The sequence below is a fragment of the Mameliella sp. MMSF_3455 genome, from assembly GCF_030733205.1.
GTDB lineage: Bacteria > Pseudomonadota > Alphaproteobacteria > Rhodobacterales > Rhodobacteraceae > Antarctobacter.
Genome location: NZ_JASHJL010000016.1, coordinates 18139 through 38185 on the forward strand (window position 1 = coordinate 18139; position 20047 = coordinate 38185).

Sequence of the window (20047 nt, forward strand, 5' to 3'; positions counted from 1 at the left end):
GAGCATCATGAGCAATGCAATGTCCCGCCGTGGCCTGCTGATTGCGGGCGGCGCAGCACTGGTGGTGCCAGCACGGGCCCGGGCCGAGGTGCGCGAAGAGGCCGAGGTCGTGCGCCGCAACATCTCGAGCTTTTCGAGCCAAGATTGGCGCGACCATTTTGACGAGCTCGGCGTGGGCTGTATCGTCTGTGACACTGCCAGCCGCGCGCTCCACTACTGGAACGAAGATGGAAGCGATTATCGCGTCTACCCGACTTCGGTGCCCAAGACCGACGAGTTGACGAAACGCGGATATACCAAGATCGTGCGCAAGAAGGTGGCGCCTTCCTGGACTCCCACACCGTCGCAGATGGAACGCTTTCCGGATTGGCGTCCGGTCGAAGGTGGCGCGCCCGACAATCCGCTGGGCACGCATGCGCTCTATTTCGACTGGCCCGCCTACCTGATCCACGGCACCCATGACACGCGCAAGATCGGGCGTCCCTCATCGGACGGTTGCATCGGTCTGTATAACGAGAAGATCGCCGAGCTCTTCGAGATCACTCCGATCGGCACACAAGTGCGGCTGATCTGATGTGAGCGCTCTCATCCCGGGCCTCCGTTGACATCTTGCTGCAGGGCGGCGAAAACCTCCTGAAATCCGAAACCAAGGGAGGCAACTGCCATGAAGAAGGTCTATGGCTCGGCGGCAGAGGCGCTTGACGGCGTTCTGCACGACGGGATGTTGATTGCCGCGGGGGGCTTTGGCCTCTGCGGCATTCCGGAGCTGCTGATCGATGCCATTGTCGAAAGCGGTGTGAAGGATCTGACCGTGGCATCCAACAACGCCGGCGTCGACGGGTTCGGTCTGGGCAAGCTGCTCGACACCCGCCAGATCAAGAAGATGATGTCCTCATATGTGGGGGAAAACGCCGAATTCATGCGCCAGTACCTGTCGGGCGAACTGGAACTGGAATTCAACCCCCAAGGCACTCTGGCCGAGCGCATGCGCGCCGGCGGCGCGGGTATCCCGGGTTTTTACACCAAGACCGGCTACGGCACGCAGATCGGTGAAGGCAAGGAGGTCAAGGTCTTCAACGGGGAACACTACATCCTCGAGGAAGGCATCTTTGCCGACCTTTCGATCGTGAAAGCGTGGAAGGCCGACGACACCGGGAACCTCGTGTTCCGCAAGACGGCGCGGAACTTCAACCCGCCGGCGGCGATGTGCGGCAAGATCTGCGTGGCCGAGGTCGAGGAAATCGTGCCGCGCGGCTCGCTCGACCCCGATCACATTCACCTGCCCGGCATCTACGTGCACCGGATCATTCAGGGTGAACACGAGAAACGGATCGAACAGCGGACCGTCCGCAAGCGGGAGGAAGCATAATGCCCTGGGATCGCAATCAGATGGCGGCGCGGGCCGCGGAAGAACTCGAAGACGGCATGTATGTGAACCTCGGGATCGGCATTCCGACGCTTGTCGCCAACTACGTCGGCGACAAGGACATCACGCTGCAGTCGGAAAACGGCATGTTGGGCATGGGGCCCTTCCCCTTTGAGGGCGAAGAGGACCCGGACCTGATCAACGCTGGCAAGCAGACGATCACGGAACTGGCGCGGACCTCCTATTTCGACAGCGCGACGAGCTTTGGCATGATCCGCGGCGGCAAGATCGCGGCGGCGATCCTGGGCGCGATGGAAGTGGCCGAGAACGGCGACCTGGCGAACTGGATGATCCCGGGCAAGCTGGTCAAGGGCATGGGCGGGGCGATGGACCTCGTGGCCGGTGTCGAGAAGGTCGTGGTGGTCATGGACCACACCAACAAGCACGGTGACTCCAAGCTGTTGAAGGAATGCACGCTGCCGCTGACCGGCAAGGGTGTGGTCGACCGGATCATCACCAACCTCGGTGTGTTGGACGTGGTCGAGGGCGGTCTGAAGATCGTAGAGACCGCCGACGGCGTGACCGAGGACGAGATCCGTGCCGCCACCGAGGCGACCATCGTCTGATCCCTTGGACCTTACTTTCGAAACGAAGGGCGCGCTCGATAGGGGCTCGCCCTTTTTCGTTGGTGCAAAGAGAAAAAGAAAAAGGGCAGGATCCGAAGATCCTGCCCCAGTCGCTTGCGCCAAGTTTGGGAGGAGAGGCGCAATTATTGTCCGGTGGTGTCCGGATTACTTGGCCGGTGCGGCTTTCTTGGCGGTGGTCGTCGCCTTGTTGGCCGTCGCGGTCATCTCGTCGGTGGCCTTCTTGACCGCCGCGGTCGCGTCTTCGGAGTAGTCCTTGCCGGCTGCCATCAGCAGTTCGACGGTGTCCATCTGAACCTTCTTGGCGATCTCGGCAAAGGCGGCGGTGTTCTCAGCCGCGATTTCTGCCTGTGCCGATGCAAATTCGGTCATCGCCTTGGCGTAGTCGGCGGGCTCTGTCTTGGCCTTCGACATCTCGGTCATCTTGGACAGGGTGTCCTTGGTCCAGGAGGCCGACAGCTCGGTCGATTTCTTGGCCGCTTCCAGTGCGACGCCGGACAGCTTTTCGCTCAGGGTCGCGGTGGTCTTGAAAGCGTCGTCCATAGCTTTGGTGTCGACGGGGAATGCGCCCATCATTTCTTTCATCATGGCGGTGATATCGTCGGTCTTTGCCATCTGTCTTGATCCTTCTTCCAATGTTGCGCCGTCTCCGGCGTGCTGCGTTCCACTGACCCGAAGATGGATGCTGCGGCGCAGCATTTCAAGATTTTTCTGCTGCGATGCAGCGAAAATTATGTCGCACCCCCTGTCGCAGGGGGGAGACGACGATCGGCAAGTTTCTGTCAGGCAAAGAAAAAGGGGCAGGATCCGAAGATCCTGCCCCAGGAAATTGCGCCAAATTTGGGAGGAGAGGGCGCAAAATCGTTCGGTCGTAACCGATTACTTTGCCGCGGCGGTTGCCTTCTTGGCGGTCGCGGTCATCTCGTCGGTGGCTTTCTTCATGGCCGCGGTTGCGTCCTCGGAGAAATCCTTGCCGGCTGCCATCAGCAGTTCGACGGTGTCCATCTGAACCTTCTTGGCGATCTCGGCGAGGGCTGCCATGTTTTCGGCTGCCACTTCGGCCTGACCCGATGCGAAATCGGTCATCGCCTTGGCGTAGTCGGCCGGCTCTGCCTTGGCTTTCGACATGTCGGCCAGTTTGGACAGGGTGTCCTTGGTCCAGGTTGCCGACAGTTCCGTCGACTTCTCTGCGGCTTCCAGAGCAACCGCCGACAGTTTTTCGTTCATGGTCGCGGTGGTCTTGAACGCGTCTTCCATGGCCTTGGTGTCCACGGGGAATGCGCCCATCATCTCTTTCATCATCGCGGTGATGTCCTGGGTCTGTGCCATCTCAGTCAATCCTTGTCTCGTGCTGCCTTGGGCCCGCCCCATCGCTCAGCAACTGACGAGAATATGCATGCTGCGACGCGGCATTTCAAGAAAAAATTCTGCACCGCAGCATGCCACTGACAAGTCACTGGTTTTGTTGGGCGGCCTTCAACTTCACATAGGTCCCGGGAGCGGGCGCAAGCGGCTCATAGGCCGAATCGCCAGGCTCGCGCGCGGGGACCTTCTTGCCGGACCGTTTGCGCAGCCAGCCCTCCCAATGCGGCCACCACGACCCTTCGCGGAACTCGGCGGTCTCTTTCCAGGCATCGAAGTCTTGCGACAGGTCGTCGTTGACGAAATGTCCGTACTTGCCCTTGGAAGGGGGATTGACGATCCCGGCGATATGGCCGGACTGGCCCATCACGAAATGCTTGGACCGTGATCCCATCATCTGCACACCGCGATAGACGTCGCGCGCCGCGGCAATGTGATCGGTCTCGGCCGCGATGGACATCAGGGGCACATCCACGTCCTTGACGCTCAGCTTTTCCCCGAAAAGCTCGAACGTGCCTTCGGCGAATTCATTGCGCTGGCAAAGCCCGCGCAGGTACTGGCTGAACATCCGCCCCGGCAGGTTCGCCCCGTCGCCGTTCCAGTACAGAAGATCGAAGGCGGGCGGAGTTTCCCCCATCATGTAGGACCGGATCGCCGGGCCGTAGATCAGGTCGTTCGACCGCAGAAAGGAAAAGGTGCGCGCCATGATGAAAGAGGGCAGGATGCCTTCCTGGTCGATTTCCTGTTCGATCCCGTCGGCAAAATCGTCCTGCAGGAAGGGCGTGAACTCTCCCTGGTCGCTGAAGTCGGTCAGCGCGGTAAAGAATGTGGCCGATTTCACCGACTTGTCGCCACGTTTCTTCATCAACGACAGGGTCAGGCTGAGCGTCGTGCCGGCGATGCAATAGCCGACCGCGTTGACCTTGTCGGTCCCGCAGATCTCCTTGGCGACCTCGATCGCCTTGAGGAAGCCCTCGTCGACATATTCCTCGAGTCCGACGTCACGGTACTTGCCGTCCGGGTTGATCCAGCTGACGACGAAAAGGGTATAGCCCTGGTCGATGACCCAGCGGATCAGGCTGTTCTGCGGTTTCAGGTCAAGGATGTAGAACTTGTTGATCCAGGGCGGGAACAGCACGACGGGGGTCTCGTAGACCTGTTCCGTCGTCGGACTGTACTGGATGATCTCCATCATCCGGTTGCGATAGATCACCTCGCCTTGTGCAGTGGCGATGTTTTCGCCGATCTCGAAGGCGCTGTCGTCGGCCAGCCGCACCACCAGTTCGCCATTGTTGGCCTCGAGGTCGCTGACAAGGTTTTCCAGCCCGCGCACCAGGCTTTCGCCCTCGGTCTCGACCGCCTTCATCAGTGCGTCGGGGTTCGTGGCCAGGAAGTTGGTCGGCGCGAACATGTCGACGATCTGCTGGCTGAAATAGCGCAGACGCCGCTTTTCCTTTTCGTCCATGTCCTCGATCGCGTCGATCGCGTCGCGGATGGCGTTGGCGTTGATGAGGTACTGTTGCTTGACGTAGTTGAAGTACGGGTGACTGTCCCAAAGTGGATTCTTGAAACGCTTGTCGCTGGGCCCCGGGTTCTCGGGGGCGGTCAGCTTGCCACGGGCCAGCTGTTGCTGCGCCTCGACAAAAGTGGTGACGGTCTTGCCCCAGAAACTGACCTGCTGCTCGATCAGCTTTGCCGGGTTGGTCATCCATTCCTGCATGTAGGCCTGCGCGGCCTTGGTATACAGCGCATGGTCGGGGCCATTCAGCGCCTGTGGCGTCGGATGGCGTCGGGTCAGGGCCGAAACGAGCCGCTTGCTCAGTTCCTCGACCCGCTCAAGGTTCTCCTCCATCCGCGCGCGGCTTTCGCCTGCGGCAACCTCGTTTGTTGTCATTGGAAACAAATCCCCCTATCCTTCGCAACTGCAGAAATACCGTCGTGGGTTTCGGGGGGCAAAGCGACGAATTGGCTCGGGCCTGGGTGCGCGGCAAGCCGCTGACCCCGCGAAACAAAAGGAGTGCTGTCGTGCGCTACATGGCGACGTATGATTTGATGGAAAGCATCCGCAACACCAACGCGTGGATGGGCGCGACGGCGCGGACGATGGCCTCTTACCCGATGTTCTCGGCCTTTCCCAACCCCGCCTTGGAGTGGATGGCGGCATGGGGTGCCGTAACGGAACGCACATTCGAGCGCATGGTGGTCAAGCCCGACTGGGGGATCCACACGTTCACCTGCGAGGACGGCAAGGATCACCTCGTCGACGTCGCCACCGTGGTGGAAAAACCCTTTGGCAACCTGGTCCATTTCAACGTCTCCGGGCGCGAGGAACAGCCGCGGAAGATCCTGCTGGTCGCGCCCATGTCGGGCCACTATGCCACACTACTCCGCTCGACCGTCAAGTCGCTTATCGTGAATTGCGAGGTCTATGTCACGGACTGGCACAATGCCCGCGACATCCCCGTCTCGGCAGGCAAGTTCGATATCGAGGACTATACGCTGTACCTCATGGACTTCATGCGTCACCTCGGCCCCGATACCCATGTGATCGCCGTGTGCCAGCCGGCGCCGCTGACCCTGGCCGCAACCGCCTACCTGGCAGAGCTGGATCCGGATGCGCAGCCGCGCACCCTGACCCTGATCGGCGGGCCGATCGACCCTGACGCCACCCCGACCGACGTGACCGACTTTGGCCGTCGCGTGACGATGGGCCAGTTGGAAGAGACGATGATCCAGCGCGTCGGGTTCAAGTACAAGGGCGTTGGCCGCATGGTCTATCCTGGGCTGCTGCAGCTTGCCTCGTTCATGTCCATGAACGCGGACCGCCATTCTGCCGCCTTCCGCGACCAGATCATCCGGGTCGCGCGCGGCGAGGCCTCGGACCACGACGCGCACAACCGTTTCTACGACGAATACCTGGCGGTCATGGACATGCCGGCGGAATTCTACCTGTCGACGGTTGAACGTGTCTTCAAGAACCGCGAGATCGCCAAGAACGAGTTCATCGTGGACGGGCACCGGGTGGACATGGGCAAGATCACCAAGGTCGCGGTCAAGACCGTCGAAGGGGCGAAGGACGATATCTCGGCGCCCGGCCAATGCGTCGCCGCGCTGGATCTCTGCACCGGGCTGCCGGACGAGAAGAAGGCGAGCCACCTGGAGCCGGGGGCGGGCCACTACGGCATCTTCGCCGGCAAGAGCTGGCGCAACAACATCCGTCCGCTGGTGCTGGAGTTCATCGACGCGAATTCGGATATGCCGAAAAGCCCGGCGGCCGTGCCCGTGAACCTGGCCGATCACCGCTGATCGCTCCGTGATCCGATTGTGCGCGCCTGCGGGCGCGCGCTTTTCCCGTCGTCCTTGCGCGGCAAGCGCGCCGTTCTCCGATAGGGGCGCTGCCCCCGCGCCTGCGGCGCTCCCCCGGAGGTATTTTCGGCCCGAAGTAGCCTGAAGAGCGCCCGGCGTCAGAGGCCCTCGAAGGCGCAGAGGGCGTGTACGTCCATGTCCATCGCTTCGAGCCGCTGGCGTCCCCCCAGTTCGGGCAGGTCGATAACGAAGGCACAGCCGATGATTTCGCCGCCCAGCCGTTCGACCAGCTTGATGCCGGCCTCTGCGGTGCCGCCCGTGGCCAGCAGGTCATCGACAAGCAGCACCTTTTCCCCCGCCTCGATGGCGTCGTCGTGGATCTCGACCACCGCCTCGCCGTATTCCAGCTGATATTCCTCGGAGATGACCGCGCCGGGCAGCTTGCCCTTCTTGCGGATCGGCACGAAACCGGCCGAGAGCTGGTGCGCCACGGCGCCGCCGAGGATGAAGCCGCGCGCCTCGAGGCCCACCACCTTGTCGAAGCGGACCCCGGCATAGGGATGCAGGAGCTGGTCAATGGCCATGCGAAAGCCGCGCGGGTCGGCGAAGAGGGTGGTGACGTCCCGGAACATGATTCCCTCGTGCGGGAAATCGACGATGGTCCGGATGTAGTCCTTGATCTCTGTCTTGCGCGGCATGGTAGGGTCCCCGGTTGAAACGCCCGCCTGCGGTAGCGCGGCAGCGGCGGGCTGTGCAAGTCTTCTGCCCGCAGTCGTCCTTTCAGGCGCGGCGCAGTGTTGCCGTCAGCACGCCCATTCCGATCAGCGTGGCGCCGCCCGCCCGGGTCAGCCAGGCCAGGATCGACGGGCGCTGGATCATGCGGCGCAGCCGGTCGGCGGCGAGCGCATAGGCAAGGGCGTTGAGCGCCGCGAGGGTGACGAAGGTTGCCACCAGGATTGCAAACTGCGGCAGCAGCGGCGCCTGGGGCGTCACGAACTGCGGCACGAAGGCGATGAAGAAGGCGATGCTTTTCGGGTTCAACGCGGTTACGGCCAGATTGTGAGCAAAGACGCCGCGCGCGGTCACGCCGCTGTCGGGCAGGACCAGCCCTTTTTGCGGTGCCGAGCGGATCAGCTTTATCCCCAGCCAGACGAGGTAAGCGGCGCCGACCCATTTCAGCACGGTGAACAATGTGGCCGAAGCGGCGACCAGAGCGCCGAGACCCGCCAGCGACAGGCTCATGGCGATGAAATCGCCGCTGGCGACGCCCGCCGCAGAGGCAATGGCCACCGAGCGCCCCTTGCTGAGGGCATAGGACAGGACCAGCAGCACGGTGGGCCCCGGGATCAGCAGGAGAGCGGTGGAGGCGGCGACAAAGGCCAGCCAGAGCTGAAAGTCCATGAGGTTACTCCCGTGGCGGATAGTGTCGGCGCAGGGCCTTGAGATCCTGGGGACCGAGGTCCTTGGATTGATTGTCGTCCTGCGAAAAGATCGACTTGCCGAGGTAAGCGGGATTGCGGATGTCCGTCAACAGGCCCAGGGCCTGGGTCAACTCCTCGATCATGGCGGATTCGTAGTGGCGGATGTCCAGACGCGTGCCAAAGATGATCCGCGCGCGCTGGATCACATGGGTGTCGCTGCGTGACCAGACGATGACCCGCGCGCCGGTCACCGTCATGCCGTCGACCCCCTTGATCCCGGTGCCGCTGAGCGGCGCGGAGCCATCGGTGTCGACCAGGTAGATGCGGATGTCGGCCTCGGCCCCCGGGGCGACTTCGCGGAGCGAGATACCGGCGCCGGCACGATTGATGTACTGGATGGCCCGTGTCAGAGCCGCGCGGGCACGTTTCTGGCGTCCGCCGAGGAAGGCGCGGTCGATCCGGGCGATCTGGACCCGCAGGGGCCGCTCCGTGGGCCAATGGACCATGTCCTTGCGACAGGCTTCGCCCGGAGGGGCGGCGCAGGCGACGAGGCGGTAGAAATCCTCGTCGCTGAGCGGGCCGTCGGTTTCGATATAGTCGACTGCACCCGTCGCCGCGCAGGGCAGGGCGAGTGCCAGCCAGAAGAGGGCAGGTCGCAGCATGGCCAGGCGTCAGTTGCCGCCAAGCATGCGGCCCGCGACCGCGTCGAGCTTGGCCAGTAGCGCGGGATCGCGTTTCTCGGGCGCGGTGAGCAGGGCGTATTCCAGCGCGCGGTCGCAGCTATGCGGGCAGGGTGCGCGTTCGGCGCCCAGCAGGGCAGGCAGGCGGCGGACCATCTCGCGTCCCTTGTCGGCATTGCCGGTCAGGGTCTTGATGATGTCCATGATGTCGACTTCGCCGTGGTCTGGGTGCCAGCTGTCATAGTCCGTGACCATCGCGACGGAGGCGTAGCAAAGCTCGGCCTCGCGGGCGAGTTTTGCCTCGGGCATGTTGGTCATGCCGATCACGTCGCAGCCCCAGCTTTCGCGGTACATCTTCGATTCAGCAAGGGTCGAGAACTGCGGCCCTTCCATCGCCAGGTAGGTGCCGCCCTTGTGGACGGTGATCCCGGCCTCGCGGGCTGCGGTGAAACAGGCCTCACCGAGGCGCGGGCAGGTGGGATGGGCGACCGAGACATGGGCGACACACCCGGTTCCGAAGAACGATTTTTCACGCCCGAAGGTGCGGTCGATGAATTGGTCGACGACAACGAAATCGCCCGGTGCCATCTCTTCGCGGAAGGAACCGCAGGCGGAGACGGAAATCACGTCGGTGACGCCGATCCGTTTCAGCGCGTCGATGTTGGCGCGATAGGGGACGGTCGTCGGCCCGTGGACGTGGCCGCGGCCGTGGCGCGGCAGAAAGGCCATCTTCACGCCCCCCAGCGTGCCGGTCAGGATCTCGTCCGAAGGGGTGCCCCAGGGGCTTTTCACCGCCTGCCATGCCGCGCTTTCCAGCCCGTCGATGTCGTAGATGCCCGACCCGCCGATCACGGCAATCATCGTTTCCGTCATGTCAATTCCCCGTCCTTGCCCGGCGCCCGGTGTTTCGCTTTGCCCGAAGTGTGCCGGATGCGTGTCCGAGGGCAAGCACCCGAGCGGGGTTTCGTGATACAATCCCGCCGGTGTTGCCTCTGTGGGATACCCGGGCGCCGCGGTTCGGCAGGATACGGAAGTATTCCGTGCATCTTTGGTCCGGTTCGGCTATCAGGCCGTGAATCGCGAACATGCTGCGATGCGGCGTTAGCGGCCACAGGCTGCCCGATGCTGCGCCCAGGAAAGGACCCCCGATGAAAAAAGCTCTCTTGGCGCGTTTCGCCAACCGTGTGGAATTGCCCGACCTGTCCCTGATGCCGGACGAGAAACTGACGCCGGGCCGATGGCGGATCGAGCTCCTGGCGGGTCTTACCGTGGCGCTGGCACTGGTGCCCGAGGCGGTGGCCTTTGCCTTTGTCGCCGGTGTGCACCCGCTGGTGGGGCTCTACGCCGCTTTCCTGGTGGGACTGGTGACGGCGCTGATTGGCGGGCGACCGGGCATGATCTCTGGCGCGACCGGGGCGCTGGCGGTGGTCATGGTGGCGCTGGTGGCGCAGCACGGGGTCGAATACCTGTTCGCGACCGTTGTCCTGATGGGGATCCTGCAGGTGATCGCCGGGGCGCTGCAATGGGGCAAGTTCATCCGGCTGGTGCCGCATCCGGTCATGCTGGGGTTCGTGAACGGACTGGCGATCGTCATCTTCCTGGCCCAGCTGGGCCAGTTCAAGGTGCCGGGAACAATGGAAAATACCGGTCACGGCATGGGCGGCGGCGAATGGCTTTCGGGGATGCCGCTGTACCTGATGCTGGGGCTGACGGTGCTGACGATGGCGATCATCTGGGTCATGCCCAAGATCAGCAAGGTCGTGCCTGCGCCGCTGGTTGGCATTGTCGTGGTGGCGGCACTTGTGATCGGGTTCGGACTGGACGTGCCGCGCGTGGGGGATCTCGCCTCGATCCAGGGCGGGCTGCCGCCCTTCCACATTCCGGCGGTGCCTCTGAACCTCGAAACGCTTGAAATCATTCTGCCTTACGCGGTCATCCTCGCGGCGATCGGGCTGATTGAATCGCTGCTGACCCTGAACCTGGTCGGAGAGATCACGGGCAAACGCGGCGGCGCCAGCCAGGAGTGCATCGCGCAGGGCGCGTCGAACATCCTGACCGGGTTCTTCGGCGGCATGGGCGGCTGCGCGATGATCGGCCAGTCGATGATCAACGTGAAATCCGGTGCGCGCACGCGGATCGCGGGCATCGCCGCGGCGCTGTTCCTGCTGATCTTCATCCTCTTTGCGGCGCCGCTGATCGAATTGATCCCGCTGGCCGCGCTGGTGGGGGTGATGTTCATGGTGGTGATCGGGACGTTTGCCTGGAACTCTTTGACAATCCTCAGGAAAGTCCCGCTGATGGATGCCTTTGTCATTCTGCTGGTGACGGTCGTCACGGTGATGGAGGACCTTGCCGTCGCGGTTGTCGTCGGTGTCATCGTCTCGGCCCTGGCCTATGCCTGGAACAACGCGCGGCGCATTCACGCCAGGACCCGCGAATCCCACACCGACCTCGGCGCCAAGGTCTACGAGATCCAGGGGCCGCTGTTCTTTGGGTCGTCCGACGGGTTCGTGGAATTGTTCGACGTGGAAAACGACCCGGACGTGGTGATCGTGGATTTCAACGAAAGCCGGGTTGTCGACCAGTCGGCGCTGCAGGCGATCGAGGCGATCGCGGGCAAGTACGAGGAGGCCGGAAAGCGGATCAAGCTGCGCCACCTGAGCCGGGATTGCCACAAGCTCTTGACCAAGGCCGGGCACCTGATGGTGGATAGCGACGACGACCCGGACTATGAACTGGCGGTCGATTACAACGTCCGAACGGGCATCCTGGGCGGGCACTGAGGCCGGGCGGCACGCTGTACGTTTTGTACAAAACGTACGCCGTTTTCAGCATTTTGTACAAACCGGCAAGGTTTCGTTAAGGGCGCCCGTGAAAGGGCGCCCTTTTCCGTTTCAGCCGGCGTCTGCCGGTGCCATTTGCTGCAATGCAGCGACGTCCCCGGCCTCCAGCGCCGGACGGGCCCGGGCAACCAACTCGGGCGGCCAGTCCCACCAGGCCAGCGAATTGAGCACCTCGACCTCTTGCGGGGTGAAGCGCATCCTGACCACCTGCGCCGGGTTGCCGGTGACAACGGCGTAGTCGGGCACCGTGCCGCGCACCACCGCGCCCGCGCCGACGATGACGCCGTTGCCGATCCGTGCGCCGGGCAGGACCAGCGCGCCATAGCCCAGCCAGACGTCATGGCCGATCACCGTGTCGCGGCTGTCGGGCTGGTAGCCCAGCATGGTCGACGGGTCGAAGACCGCGAAGGGAAAGGTGGTCAGCCCGTCCGTCGCGTGATTGGCCGAACTGCCGATGAACCGCACCCCGTGGGCGATCTGGCAGTACTTGCCGATGCGCAGCCACTCCTGGCTGAAGGGAAAGAGGTAGGGGGCCAGACGCGCCGCCCAGTCCTCGGGCGGGTCGAAGTCCGAGGCATAGGTGTAGGCGCCCACCTCGAACCGCGGGTGGTCGATCACGTTTTTCAGGAAAACCGTGCCGCGATGCGGGGTGCCGTCGGGCAGGATGATGGGAAAGGCCGCGTCGGCTGCGGGCAGGGAAGGACCCGGCATGGATGGATCAGGCATGATGCCTCCTTTGAACTCTGGGAAATGTCAGGGGTTCAAAGGGTCTGGTCCATCGGTGCCTCCATCGTTGAGAGGTCTGGATAGCACGTCCGACGCCGGAATGCGAGAGGGTGGGGCCATGCGGATCCGCATGGAGGGCATGCGGGGTGTGCGGTTGCAGCCCGAAGCGGAGATAGCACGTCACGAGCCGGTTGGTCGGAGCGGACCTTCGCGGTTGGTTGTATGATTGTCGGCTGTGCGGGACGAAGCGGGCTTTCGCTGCGACTGCTACGATGGGTCAAATAGTGTGAGCCGAAGTCACAAGAAGGGTATCGTAGATGGAAATTGCAGGGCGCGCTGACGAACCATGGGATGCATTGTTCATCTTCCATTTCTTGTCGTCACAAGGCGACCAAGTGGTTGCTGAGAAGTTGCAGGAGTTGATCCTACGCAAAACGAACAATGGGCTGGAATACCGCACACCCATAATTGCTGGAAAGCGAGACGCACCCTTTCGTGTCTTGGGTCGTTTTGTTGAGAAAAAAGAATGCCTTGATCTCTTATCCGCATGGAACAAACCCGACGGTGAATATGCATTTATGTGCTACGCACCCAACCACGGAATTGCGACTGTAAGAGATGGGAGAATGGACTGGTGGGCTCTAATTTGCTTTTATTGTTCAAACGCGGGAATTGCCGGGGCACTTGCGCTTTCTGAAAGGTCTGCACCCAACCGTCTGCTAAATCCAGAAACGAAACTGCAGGAGCGGTTGATTGGCCTACTACCTGAACGACCGTTCCCAATGCGCATGTAAGTTTGGGCTCCTTGCCAGCTTTCGCCGCACCCCACGCGAATGACCGCTGTCGGGGAACGAGCGCGACTTTGGCACGCCCGCTCCTCGTCTACGGCAGTTGGTCGCCCGTCGTTATTCCCCCGGGCGCTTCAGTTCGAACTTCTCCCGCACGACGGTGTAGTCGCGATAGCCCATGCGGCTGAGCGGGTTGAAGGTCAGCACGTCGAAGATGCCGTCCTTCAGGCAATTGTCGCGGATGTGCACGCCGGTCACCTCTCCGAAGACGGCGAAATTGGCCTTGCCGGGCAGTTCCACGATCTGGGTCAGCTTGCATTCCAGGTTGGCGGGGGCCGCGGCCACGCGTGAACAAGCGATGGTCTCGCACTCTGACTTCTCAAGGCCCGCCTCGGCGAATTCGTCGACCTCCTTGCCGAAGAAGGCGGAGGTGGCGTTCATCGCGTCGCGCATCTCGTATTCCACGATGTTGACGCAGAAGACGCCGGTTTCGCGGATCTGGGCGACGCTGTCCTTGGTGTCGCCGCGGTCCTCCTTGGCCGAGGTCGAGGAGAACATGACCTGCGGCGGGACGTAGGCAACCGCGTTGAAAAAGGAATAGGGGGCCAGATTGTCGTGCCCGTCGGACCCCCGGGTCGAGATCCAGCCGATGGGGCGTGGTGTCACGATGGCGTTGAACGGGTTGTGCGGCAGGCCGTGGCCATCCTCGGGACGATAGAACAAGGGCGTCGCTCCTGTTTGCGCGTGGGTTTGTCGCGTGATACGCGGCCTTGCGCCGGAATGCACGGGGGCAGGGGGCAGGACTGGTGTTCACGCTTGCACAGGAAACAGCGGACGACTGGTGGGAGGTCGAGGCCCTTTACGACCTCGCCTTTGCGCCGGGGCGCTCGGCGCTGTCGTCCTACCGCCTGCGCGAGGACGTGGCACCCGTGGCGGCCCTGTGCCGCGTGGCGCGGGACGAGAGCGGGACCCTCGGCGGAGCGATCCGCTATTGGCCGGTGCGTGTCGGGGATCACGACGCGCTGCTCCTGGGGCCGGTCGCGGTGCACCCCATCGCCCAGGGCGAGGGGCTGGGCGCGGCGCTGATCCGGGACACGGTGGCGCGGGCAGGGGAACTGGGCCTTGCGCGGGTGCTGCTGGTGGGGGATGCGCCCTATTACGGGCGCTTCGGGTTCCAGCGTCTGGAGGGCGTCGAGATGCCGCCGCCGACCAACCCGGACCGGGTCCTGGGGCTGGAGCTGGTGCCCGGCGCCTGGGCGGGTGTCGCGGGGGCGGTGACGCGCGCGGCTTGATCGCGGGCCTGTCTGATCCCATCTTTTGGGGGATCGAGGAGGGTCTGGACGTGAGCGATACGAAACTTCCTGTGCGGTCCCACGAGGCGGAAATAGCCGCCCTGGCCAAGCGTTACGATGAGGCCGGGTCCATCGGGATGCAGGTCCTGTCGCTGATTGGCGGGCAGGCGGGCAACCTGCTGGAACGGCTGCCGGACCATGCCAAGGACCGGCTGGAAGAGGCGACGCGGCGGGCGCTGACCGTGGCGATGCAGGCGGCGCAGCAGTCGCGCGGCATGGTGCCGGACCAGAAGGGCTGGCTGAACACGGCGCTGGCCACGGCGATGGGCGCGGCGGGCGGATCGGGCGGTTTGCCGACGGCGCTGGCCGAACTGCCGGTCACGGTGACGGTGCTGTTTCGGGCGATTCAGGGAATCGCGGCGGAATACGGGTTCGACCCGAATGATCCGGAGGTGGCGCGGGAATGCCTGACGGTCTTTGCGGTGGCGGGCCCGCTGGAAGAGGATGACGGCGCCGAGATGGGGTTCCTGGCGGCACGGGTGACGGTGACCGGCGCGGCGGTGCACAGCCTGATCGCGCGGATCGCGCCGAAACTGTCCGTCGCGATGGGGCAGAAGCTGGCGGCGCAGACGGTGCCGGTGCTGGGCGCCGTGGCGGGGGCGGCGACGAATTACGCCTATACCAGCTATTACCAGCAGATGGCGCATGTGCATTTCGGCCTGCTGGCGTTGGCGGAACGGTCCGGCCTGCCGCGGGACGAACTGGTGGCCGAGCTGAAAGAGCAGATGGCGGAACCGCGGTTAACGCGGAATTAGGCTTAACCGCGGTATGTGAGTCGTACCGAGGGCGGAAAGCCCCGGAACGAAGCGCCCGTCCCACGACAGGCCCGGCTTCGCCGAAGGCCGCGCCAAAAGCACAGGGGATAGGGTCTCCATCCGCGCAGAAAGCGCGGGCGGCGCTCTGGCCAGAACGGTAGGGGCGAACTCGTGTAGACAGTCCTGGAACCCGGTCACATGCCGAAGGCTGTGACCGGGTTTTTTCACGGGCTGTTCCCCGGACGCGGGCCCGGTCAGTCGTGCGGCGGATTGCGGCTGGCGTGGATCTCGCGGATGCGGTCCGGCCAGGTCGAGCGGATATAGGCCAGCACCTGCCAGATCTCCTCGTCCGACAGCGTGCCCGCGAAGGCCGGCATCCCGCTGGTGAAACTCTTGAGCCCCAGATCGGCCACGACCGCCTGCCCGCCGCGTTTCGTATAGTCGAAGAGATCGGCGTTGGAATGGTGCCAGGTGTGGCCGGTCTCGTCGTGCGGCGGCGCCGGATAGATGCCGTCGGCGTCCGGGGTCTGCCAGTCGGGCTGGCCCTGCAGGTCCGCACCGTGACACGCGGCGCAGTTCTCGGCATAGATCACCTTGCCGGCGGCGATGTCGCGCCCGTCGAGTTCATGCCCCGCAAGGGCCGGCACGGGCAGGAGGGCGAGGACCAGCGCGCGCATCACGCCACCTCGACCCATGTCTTCATGCCCGATGCCTGATGGCCCAGCATGTGACAATGCAAGAGCCATTTGCCCGGGTTGTCGAAGACCACGAGGATCTCGCGTGTCTCGCCCCGCATCAGCAGGGTGGTGTCGCGCAGGTCGCCCTCGGTGCCGTCCGCGGTCACCTCGTGAAAGTGGTGCCCGTGCAGGTGGATGCCATGCGGAAAGGCGGTGTCGTTGATCAGCCGCAGGCGCGCGGTTTCCCCCCGGTCGAAGCTGGCCCAGGGGGCGTCCGGCAGGCCGGAGACGCCGTTGAAGGACCAGATGTCGTCGCCCGCGTGCTGTCCCCCCATCGCGCCGCCCTGCATCCGCAGGGTCAGGCTGCGGGCGGTGTCAGACGGTGTCGGGCGGTGGTCATCGGGCAGGGCGGCGATGGGTGTGTCGCGTGCGGGCACGGGGGCCTCGCCGGGTTCGAGCGCGCCCATGACAAAGGCCTCTTCGGGGGTGGGAAAGAGAAAACGGACCGTGTCGGTCACGTCGCCGATCACGTCGATGCGCTGCGCCGGGGAGAGCGCGACCTGGGACAGGTCGCGCGGTTCCGGCAGGGGACGGCCGTCAAGCGCCACCACCCGGCCCGCGATCCCGTCGAGCACCAGCGGAAAGACCCGCGCGGTGGCGGTGTTGATGATGCGCAGGCGCAGACGCTGGCCCCGGTGCACCGTGACGTCCGGCAGGATCGCCTTGGCGAAATTGCCCAGCCGCCCGGCATGGGCAAAGTCGTGCATGTTGCCGAAATCGCCCGCCATCTTGCCGGAAGGCTCCAGCCGCCAGTCGTCGAGGATCACGGTGATGTCGTGATCGACATCCGGGGGCGCGGCCTCTTCGACGATGAGCGGGCCGTAGAGACCGCGCGCCACCTGTTCCCAGCTCTGGTGGTGCGAGTGATACCAATAGGTGCCCGCGTCCGGCGCGACAAAGTCGTAGTCGAAGGTGCCGCCGGGGGCGACCGCGTCCTGCGTCAGGCCGGGCACGCCGTCCATCGCGTTGGCGATGCGGATGCCGTGCCAGTGGAGGGCAGTTGGCTCGGGCAGGTTGTTTTCAAAGGCGACCGACAGGCGGTCGCCCGCGCGCAGGCGCAGTTCCGGGCCGGGGGTCGACCCGTTGAAGCCAAAGCCGGCCGTCTGTCCCTCTCCGGCATCGAGGATCTGCGAGACCACGGGTTCCGCCCGCAGGGGATGCGGCGCGGCCCAGGCCATGCGCGGCAGCGCCGAGGCGGCCAGGGTCGTGGCAAGGAACTGGCGGCGGTTCAGCGGCATGGTCACTCCCGGTAGAGGCTGTGGCAGGATTTGCAGGCCTCTCCCAGCCGCTGCACGGCGGGCACGAGGTCGTCCGGCGTCGTAAGCGAATTCGACACGTCCAGCGCGGCGGTTTCCAGGGCCTCGGCCTTGGCGGTGAAATCGGCGAAATCGGTCCAGATCGCGGGCTTGGCCTCGGACTTGGGATCGGTTTCGCGTGCCTCGAACAGCGCCGGGGTTTCGGCGGAATGGCGCGCGATGTTCGCCGCGGCGGCCTGCGCGGCGCTGGCGTCGAAGGTCGTCTGCCCCTTGGCCATGCGGCCCAGCACCTTCATCGCGTCACCGATGGATTTCATCGAGTCCATACGGGCCATGACGGCCTGGTTCTGGACCCCGGAATGGGCAAAGGCGGCGGCGCCGGCCAGGATGAAGAGGCCGGCGAAAATCGGTTTGCGCATGTCTGTCCCCGTGTCTGTCGCGTCGGGGCAGAGTCGAAGCAGGGGCGGCCCCTGTCAAGGCGCCGACGGGCAACTTGGCGTGAGGGGACGCGCTCAGGAATTGTCGCGCAGGTATTCCATGACGGCCTGGCGCACCGATTGTTCGCCGCGCATCTTGGATTCCTCGATCACGTCGCGGACCTCTTTCAGCGAATACCGCATCAAGAGCGATTTTACCGGGCCGACCGAGGCGGGCCGCATCGAGAGCGACCGCAACCCGATGGCTGCCAGGACCAGCGCCTCGATCGGGCGTCCCGCGTCCTCGCCGCAGAAGCTCAGCGGCGTGCCGGTGCTTTCGCAGCGCGCGACGATGTTCTCGATGAAGCTGAGGAAAGAGATGTTCAGCGTGTCGTAGCGTCGGCGGACCAGCTCGTTTTCCCGGTCGGCGGCGAAGAAGAACTGTTTCAGGTCGTTGCCGCCGATCGACAGGAATTCCACCTCTTCGAAGAAGCGCCGCGAGGCATAGGCCAGGCTGGGCGTTTCCAGCATGGCGCCGACCTCGATGCGTTCGGGCACCGGATGGCCAAGACGGCGCTCGCGGGCCAGCACCTTGTCCACCTCGTCGCGGGCGCGGGCGTATTCCTCGTACTGGGCGATGAAGGGAAACATGATGGTCAGCGGGCGGCCATTGGCGGCGCGCACCAGCGCCTGCAACTGCATCCGCATCACGCCGGGGCGGTCCAGAGCAACCCGGATCGCCCGCCAGCCGAGCGCCGGGTTGGGCTCGTCCAGCGATTTCATGTAGGGCAGCACCTTGTCCGAGCCGATGTCGAGGGTGCGGAAGATCACGCGCTTGCCCTGGGCGGCATCCAGCACCTTGGCGTAGATGTCCACCAGCTCGGTGCGTTTCGGCATCTTGTTGCGGATCAGGAATTGCAGTTCTGTCCGGAACAGGCCCACGCCCTCGGCGCCGGAGCCGGCCAAAGACGGCAGGTCGGCCATCAGGCCGGCGTTCATGTGCAGTTCGATCCGGGCGCCATCGGCGCTGGTGCATTTCGTGTCGCGGATCGACGAATACCGTTCCTGCGCCTTGGCCTGCATCGCCATCTTGTCGCGGAAGGCGCTGACCACGGTTTCGTCCGGGCGCAGGTGCACGATGCCCTGGTCACCATCGACAAGGATCTGGTCGCCGTTCAGCGCCTCGTTGGTGATCCGGTCGGCGTGGATGACCAGCGGAATCGCCAGCGCGCGGGCGACGATGGCGGCATGGCTGCCGACAGAGCCTTCTTCCAGCACCACGCCCTTGAGCTTGCGGTTGTATTCCAGCAGCTCGCCGGGGCCGATGTTGCGGGCGATCAGGATCGGGTTCTCGGGCAGTTCGGCGCCGGTCTGGTTGCCCTGGCCGGTGAGGATCCGCAAGAGTCGGTTCGACAGGTCGTCAAGATCGTGCAGCCGGTCGCGCAGGTAGGTGTCCGTCACCTGCGCCATGCGGGCGCGGGCGGTGGACTGCTCCTTTTCCACCGCTGCCTCGGCCGAGAGACCGCGGGCGATGTCCTCTTCCATGCGGCGCATCCAGCCCTTCGAATTGGCGAACATGCGGTAGGCTTCGAGCACCTGGGCGTGTTCGCCATCGCTGCCGGCGCCGGCCAGCATCTCGTCGACCGAGACCCGCAGCTGGTCGACCGCGTCGTGCAGGCGCCGGAGTTCGGTGTCGGGATCGTCGGCCACCGGGTTGGTGACGACCACGCGCGGCTCGTGCAGCCAGGCATGGCCCATCGCGCTGCCTTCCTGACCGGTGCCGCCCCGGAACAACAGCGACTGCGTATGGCGGGCCTTGAGGGCCGCGCCTTCGCCGACGAAGGCGCCCAGTTCCGTCATCTCGGCCAGGACCATTGCCACGACCTCGAGCGCGTAGACCTCGTCCGCAGTGAACTCGCGCGCCTGCTTGGACTGGACGACCAGCACCCCCAGCTTGGAGCCGAGCCGCTGGATCGGCACGCCGAGGAAACTGGAATAGATCTCTTCCCCGGTTTCGGGCATGTAGCGGAACCCGCGTTCCGAGGGGGCGTCCGCGGCGTTGATCGTCTTGCCGGTGGAGGCGACGCGACCCACAAGGCCCTCGCCCAGCTTCATCCGGGTCTGGTGCACGGCCTCTGGCTTGAGGCCCTGGCTGGCGCAGAGTTCCAGCGTTTCGTTGTCACGGAACAGGTAGATCGAGCAGACCTCTGTCCCCATGCTGTCGGCGGTCAGATGGGTGATCTTGTCCAGGCGCGCCTGCCCGGCGGCATCCTCGGCCATCGTGTCGCGCAAGCGGCCAAGCAGCTTGCGGCTTTCCGATTCGGTATTTGTCGGCATGGATGTCTTCCCGCGCCTCTCCGGTGGATGCGATCCGGAGCAATAGAGCATTGAGCGC

21 protein-coding genes are annotated in these 20047 nt (G+C 64.4%); 8 read left to right on the forward strand and 13 right to left on the reverse strand.

What is annotated here, in order from left to right; all coding sequences use genetic code 11:
* The first annotated feature begins 7 nt into the window (after window positions 1-7).
* From RBB42_RS13240 to RBB42_RS13250, 3 genes are all read left to right on the forward strand, one after another.
* Entirely contained in the window at window positions 8-574 is a 567-nt protein-coding gene (locus RBB42_RS13240; RefSeq protein WP_305970947.1) for a L,D-transpeptidase, read from the forward strand.
* A 90-nt stretch (window positions 575-664) separates the two neighbouring features.
* Complete coding sequence (locus RBB42_RS13245; RefSeq protein ID WP_305970946.1) at window positions 665-1369, forward strand: CoA transferase subunit A; 705 nt, start codon at window positions 665-667, stop codon at window positions 1367-1369.
* A complete protein-coding gene (locus tag RBB42_RS13250; RefSeq protein ID WP_305970945.1) occupies window positions 1369-1992 on the forward strand; it encodes a 3-oxoacid CoA-transferase subunit B in 624 nt (207 codons plus the stop codon). The genes RBB42_RS13245 and RBB42_RS13250 overlap by 1 nt, the downstream gene beginning before the upstream one ends.
* A 165-nt stretch (window positions 1993-2157) precedes the next feature.
* Here the strand turns inward: RBB42_RS13250 and RBB42_RS13255 are convergent, their stop codons facing one another.
* From RBB42_RS13255 to RBB42_RS13265, 3 genes are all read right to left on the reverse strand, one after another.
* Window positions 2158-2625, reverse strand: a complete 468-nt coding sequence (locus RBB42_RS13255; protein WP_305970944.1) for a phasin, PhaP — start codon at window positions 2623-2625, stop codon at window positions 2158-2160.
* A gap of 264 nt (window positions 2626-2889) precedes the next feature.
* Window positions 2890-3339: a phasin family protein gene (locus RBB42_RS13260; RefSeq protein WP_305970943.1), complete on the reverse strand. Its 450-nt coding sequence runs from the start codon at window positions 3337-3339 to the stop codon at window positions 2890-2892.
* Between the two features lie 124 nt (window positions 3340-3463).
* Window positions 3464-5266, reverse strand: coding sequence for a PHA/PHB synthase family protein (locus tag RBB42_RS13265; RefSeq protein WP_305970942.1), 1803 nt, complete (start codon window positions 5264-5266; stop codon window positions 3464-3466).
* Between the two features lie 131 nt (window positions 5267-5397).
* On the opposite strand from RBB42_RS13265, the gene phaZ reads away from it, so the two are divergent.
* A complete protein-coding gene (gene phaZ, locus RBB42_RS13270; RefSeq protein WP_305970941.1) occupies window positions 5398-6678 on the forward strand; it encodes a polyhydroxyalkanoate depolymerase in 1281 nt (426 codons plus the stop codon).
* A gap of 158 nt (window positions 6679-6836) precedes the next feature.
* On the opposite strand, the gene RBB42_RS13275 is transcribed toward phaZ, so the two are convergent.
* The 4 genes from RBB42_RS13275 to RBB42_RS13290 form a co-directional block, all read right to left on the reverse strand.
* Window positions 6837-7376 carry an adenine phosphoribosyltransferase gene (locus tag RBB42_RS13275; protein ID WP_305970940.1) on the reverse strand — a complete coding sequence of 180 codons (540 nt, stop codon included), beginning with the start codon at window positions 7374-7376 and terminating at the stop codon, window positions 6837-6839.
* An 82-nt stretch (window positions 7377-7458) separates the two neighbouring features.
* Window positions 7459-8079: a LysE family translocator gene (locus RBB42_RS13280; protein WP_305970939.1), complete on the reverse strand. Its 621-nt coding sequence runs from the start codon at window positions 8077-8079 to the stop codon at window positions 7459-7461.
* 4 nt (window positions 8080-8083) lie between these two features.
* Window positions 8084-8761, reverse strand: coding sequence for a DUF2927 domain-containing protein (locus tag RBB42_RS13285; protein WP_305970938.1), 678 nt, complete (start codon window positions 8759-8761; stop codon window positions 8084-8086).
* A gap of 9 nt (window positions 8762-8770) precedes the next feature.
* Window positions 8771-9652 carry an S-methyl-5'-thioadenosine phosphorylase gene (locus RBB42_RS13290; protein ID WP_305970937.1) on the reverse strand — a complete coding sequence of 294 codons (882 nt, stop codon included), beginning with the start codon at window positions 9650-9652 and terminating at the stop codon, window positions 8771-8773.
* A 275-nt stretch (window positions 9653-9927) separates the two neighbouring features.
* Between RBB42_RS13290 and RBB42_RS13295 the strand changes: the two genes are divergently transcribed.
* Complete coding sequence (locus RBB42_RS13295) at window positions 9928-11562, forward strand: SulP family inorganic anion transporter (RefSeq protein WP_305970936.1); 1635 nt, start codon at window positions 9928-9930, stop codon at window positions 11560-11562.
* Window positions 11563-11673: 111 nt separating this feature from the next.
* Here the strand turns inward: RBB42_RS13295 and RBB42_RS13300 are convergent, their stop codons facing one another.
* The gene (locus RBB42_RS13300; protein ID WP_305970935.1) at window positions 11674-12348 is read right to left on the reverse strand and encodes a CatB-related O-acetyltransferase; all 675 of its coding nucleotides are present in this window, start codon (window positions 12346-12348) and stop codon (window positions 11674-11676) included.
* A 317-nt stretch (window positions 12349-12665) separates the two neighbouring features.
* On the opposite strand from RBB42_RS13300, the gene RBB42_RS13305 reads away from it, so the two are divergent.
* Window positions 12666-13142: a hypothetical protein gene (locus RBB42_RS13305; RefSeq protein ID WP_305970934.1), complete on the forward strand. Its 477-nt coding sequence runs from the start codon at window positions 12666-12668 to the stop codon at window positions 13140-13142.
* A gap of 111 nt (window positions 13143-13253) precedes the next feature.
* On the opposite strand, the gene RBB42_RS13310 is transcribed toward RBB42_RS13305, so the two are convergent.
* On the reverse strand, window positions 13254-13859 hold the full coding sequence (locus tag RBB42_RS13310) for a flavin reductase family protein (protein WP_305970933.1): 606 nt from the start codon (window positions 13857-13859) through the stop codon (window positions 13254-13256).
* An 83-nt stretch (window positions 13860-13942) separates the two neighbouring features.
* Between RBB42_RS13310 and RBB42_RS13315 the strand changes: the two genes are divergently transcribed.
* Entirely contained in the window at window positions 13943-14428 is a 486-nt protein-coding gene (locus tag RBB42_RS13315; protein ID WP_305970932.1) for a GNAT family N-acetyltransferase, read from the forward strand.
* 50 nt (window positions 14429-14478) lie between these two features.
* Window positions 14479-15243: an EcsC family protein gene (locus RBB42_RS13320; protein WP_305970931.1), complete on the forward strand. Its 765-nt coding sequence runs from the start codon at window positions 14479-14481 to the stop codon at window positions 15241-15243.
* A 254-nt stretch (window positions 15244-15497) separates the two neighbouring features.
* Here RBB42_RS13320 and RBB42_RS13325 read toward each other — a convergent pair whose 3' ends face one another.
* The 4 genes from RBB42_RS13325 to ptsP form a co-directional block, all read right to left on the reverse strand.
* Window positions 15498-15920 carry a c-type cytochrome gene (locus RBB42_RS13325; RefSeq protein WP_305970963.1) on the reverse strand — a complete coding sequence of 141 codons (423 nt, stop codon included), beginning with the start codon at window positions 15918-15920 and terminating at the stop codon, window positions 15498-15500.
* Window positions 15920-17218 (reverse strand): multicopper oxidase family protein, encoded by a 1299-nt coding sequence (locus RBB42_RS13330; RefSeq protein ID WP_305970930.1) that lies wholly within the window; start codon window positions 17216-17218, stop codon window positions 15920-15922. The genes RBB42_RS13325 and RBB42_RS13330 overlap by 1 nt, the downstream gene beginning before the upstream one ends.
* A gap of 2 nt (window positions 17219-17220) precedes the next feature.
* Window positions 17221-17655: a c-type cytochrome gene (locus RBB42_RS13335; RefSeq protein WP_305970929.1), complete on the reverse strand. Its 435-nt coding sequence runs from the start codon at window positions 17653-17655 to the stop codon at window positions 17221-17223.
* 93 nt (window positions 17656-17748) lie between these two features.
* The gene (gene ptsP, locus RBB42_RS13340) at window positions 17749-19989 is read right to left on the reverse strand and encodes a phosphoenolpyruvate--protein phosphotransferase (protein ID WP_305970928.1); all 2241 of its coding nucleotides are present in this window, start codon (window positions 19987-19989) and stop codon (window positions 17749-17751) included.
* Window positions 19990-20047: the final 58 nt, after the last annotated feature.

Bases quoted from the DNA above. Each gene is read 5' to 3' on its own strand.
- RBB42_RS13240 (WP_305970947.1), top strand. From the start codon at position 8: ATGAGCAATGCAATGTCCCGCCGTGGCCTGCTGATTGCGGGCGGCGCA.
- RBB42_RS13245 (WP_305970946.1), top strand. From the start codon at position 665: ATGAAGAAGGTCTATGGCTCGGCGGCAGAGGCGCTTGACGGCGTTCTG.
- RBB42_RS13250 (WP_305970945.1), top strand. From the start codon at position 1,369: ATGCCCTGGGATCGCAATCAGATGGCGGCGCGGGCCGCGGAAGAACTC.
- RBB42_RS13255 (WP_305970944.1), bottom strand. From the start codon at position 2,625: ATGGCAAAGACCGACGATATCACCGCCATGATGAAAGAAATGATGGGC.
- RBB42_RS13260 (WP_305970943.1), bottom strand. From the start codon at position 3,339: ATGGCACAGACCCAGGACATCACCGCGATGATGAAAGAGATGATGGGC.
- RBB42_RS13265 (WP_305970942.1), bottom strand. From the start codon at position 5,266: ATGACAACAAACGAGGTTGCCGCAGGCGAAAGCCGCGCGCGGATGGAG.
- RBB42_RS13275 (WP_305970940.1), bottom strand. From the start codon at position 7,376: ATGCCGCGCAAGACAGAGATCAAGGACTACATCCGGACCATCGTCGAT.
- RBB42_RS13280 (WP_305970939.1), bottom strand. From the start codon at position 8,079: ATGGACTTTCAGCTCTGGCTGGCCTTTGTCGCCGCCTCCACCGCTCTC.
- RBB42_RS13285 (WP_305970938.1), bottom strand. From the start codon at position 8,761: ATGCTGCGACCTGCCCTCTTCTGGCTGGCACTCGCCCTGCCCTGCGCG.
- RBB42_RS13290 (WP_305970937.1), bottom strand. From the start codon at position 9,652: ATGACGGAAACGATGATTGCCGTGATCGGCGGGTCGGGCATCTACGAC.
- RBB42_RS13295 (WP_305970936.1), top strand. From the start codon at position 9,928: ATGAAAAAAGCTCTCTTGGCGCGTTTCGCCAACCGTGTGGAATTGCCC.
- RBB42_RS13300 (WP_305970935.1), bottom strand. From the start codon at position 12,348: ATGCCTGATCCATCCATGCCGGGTCCTTCCCTGCCCGCAGCCGACGCG.
- RBB42_RS13305 (WP_305970934.1), top strand. From the start codon at position 12,666: ATGGAAATTGCAGGGCGCGCTGACGAACCATGGGATGCATTGTTCATC.
- RBB42_RS13325 (WP_305970963.1), bottom strand. From the start codon at position 15,920: ATGCGCGCGCTGGTCCTCGCCCTCCTGCCCGTGCCGGCCCTTGCGGGG.
- RBB42_RS13330 (WP_305970930.1), bottom strand. From the start codon at position 17,218: ATGCCGCTGAACCGCCGCCAGTTCCTTGCCACGACCCTGGCCGCCTCG.
- RBB42_RS13335 (WP_305970929.1), bottom strand. From the start codon at position 17,655: ATGCGCAAACCGATTTTCGCCGGCCTCTTCATCCTGGCCGGCGCCGCC.
- ptsP (WP_305970928.1), bottom strand. From the start codon at position 19,989: ATGCCGACAAATACCGAATCGGAAAGCCGCAAGCTGCTTGGCCGCTTG.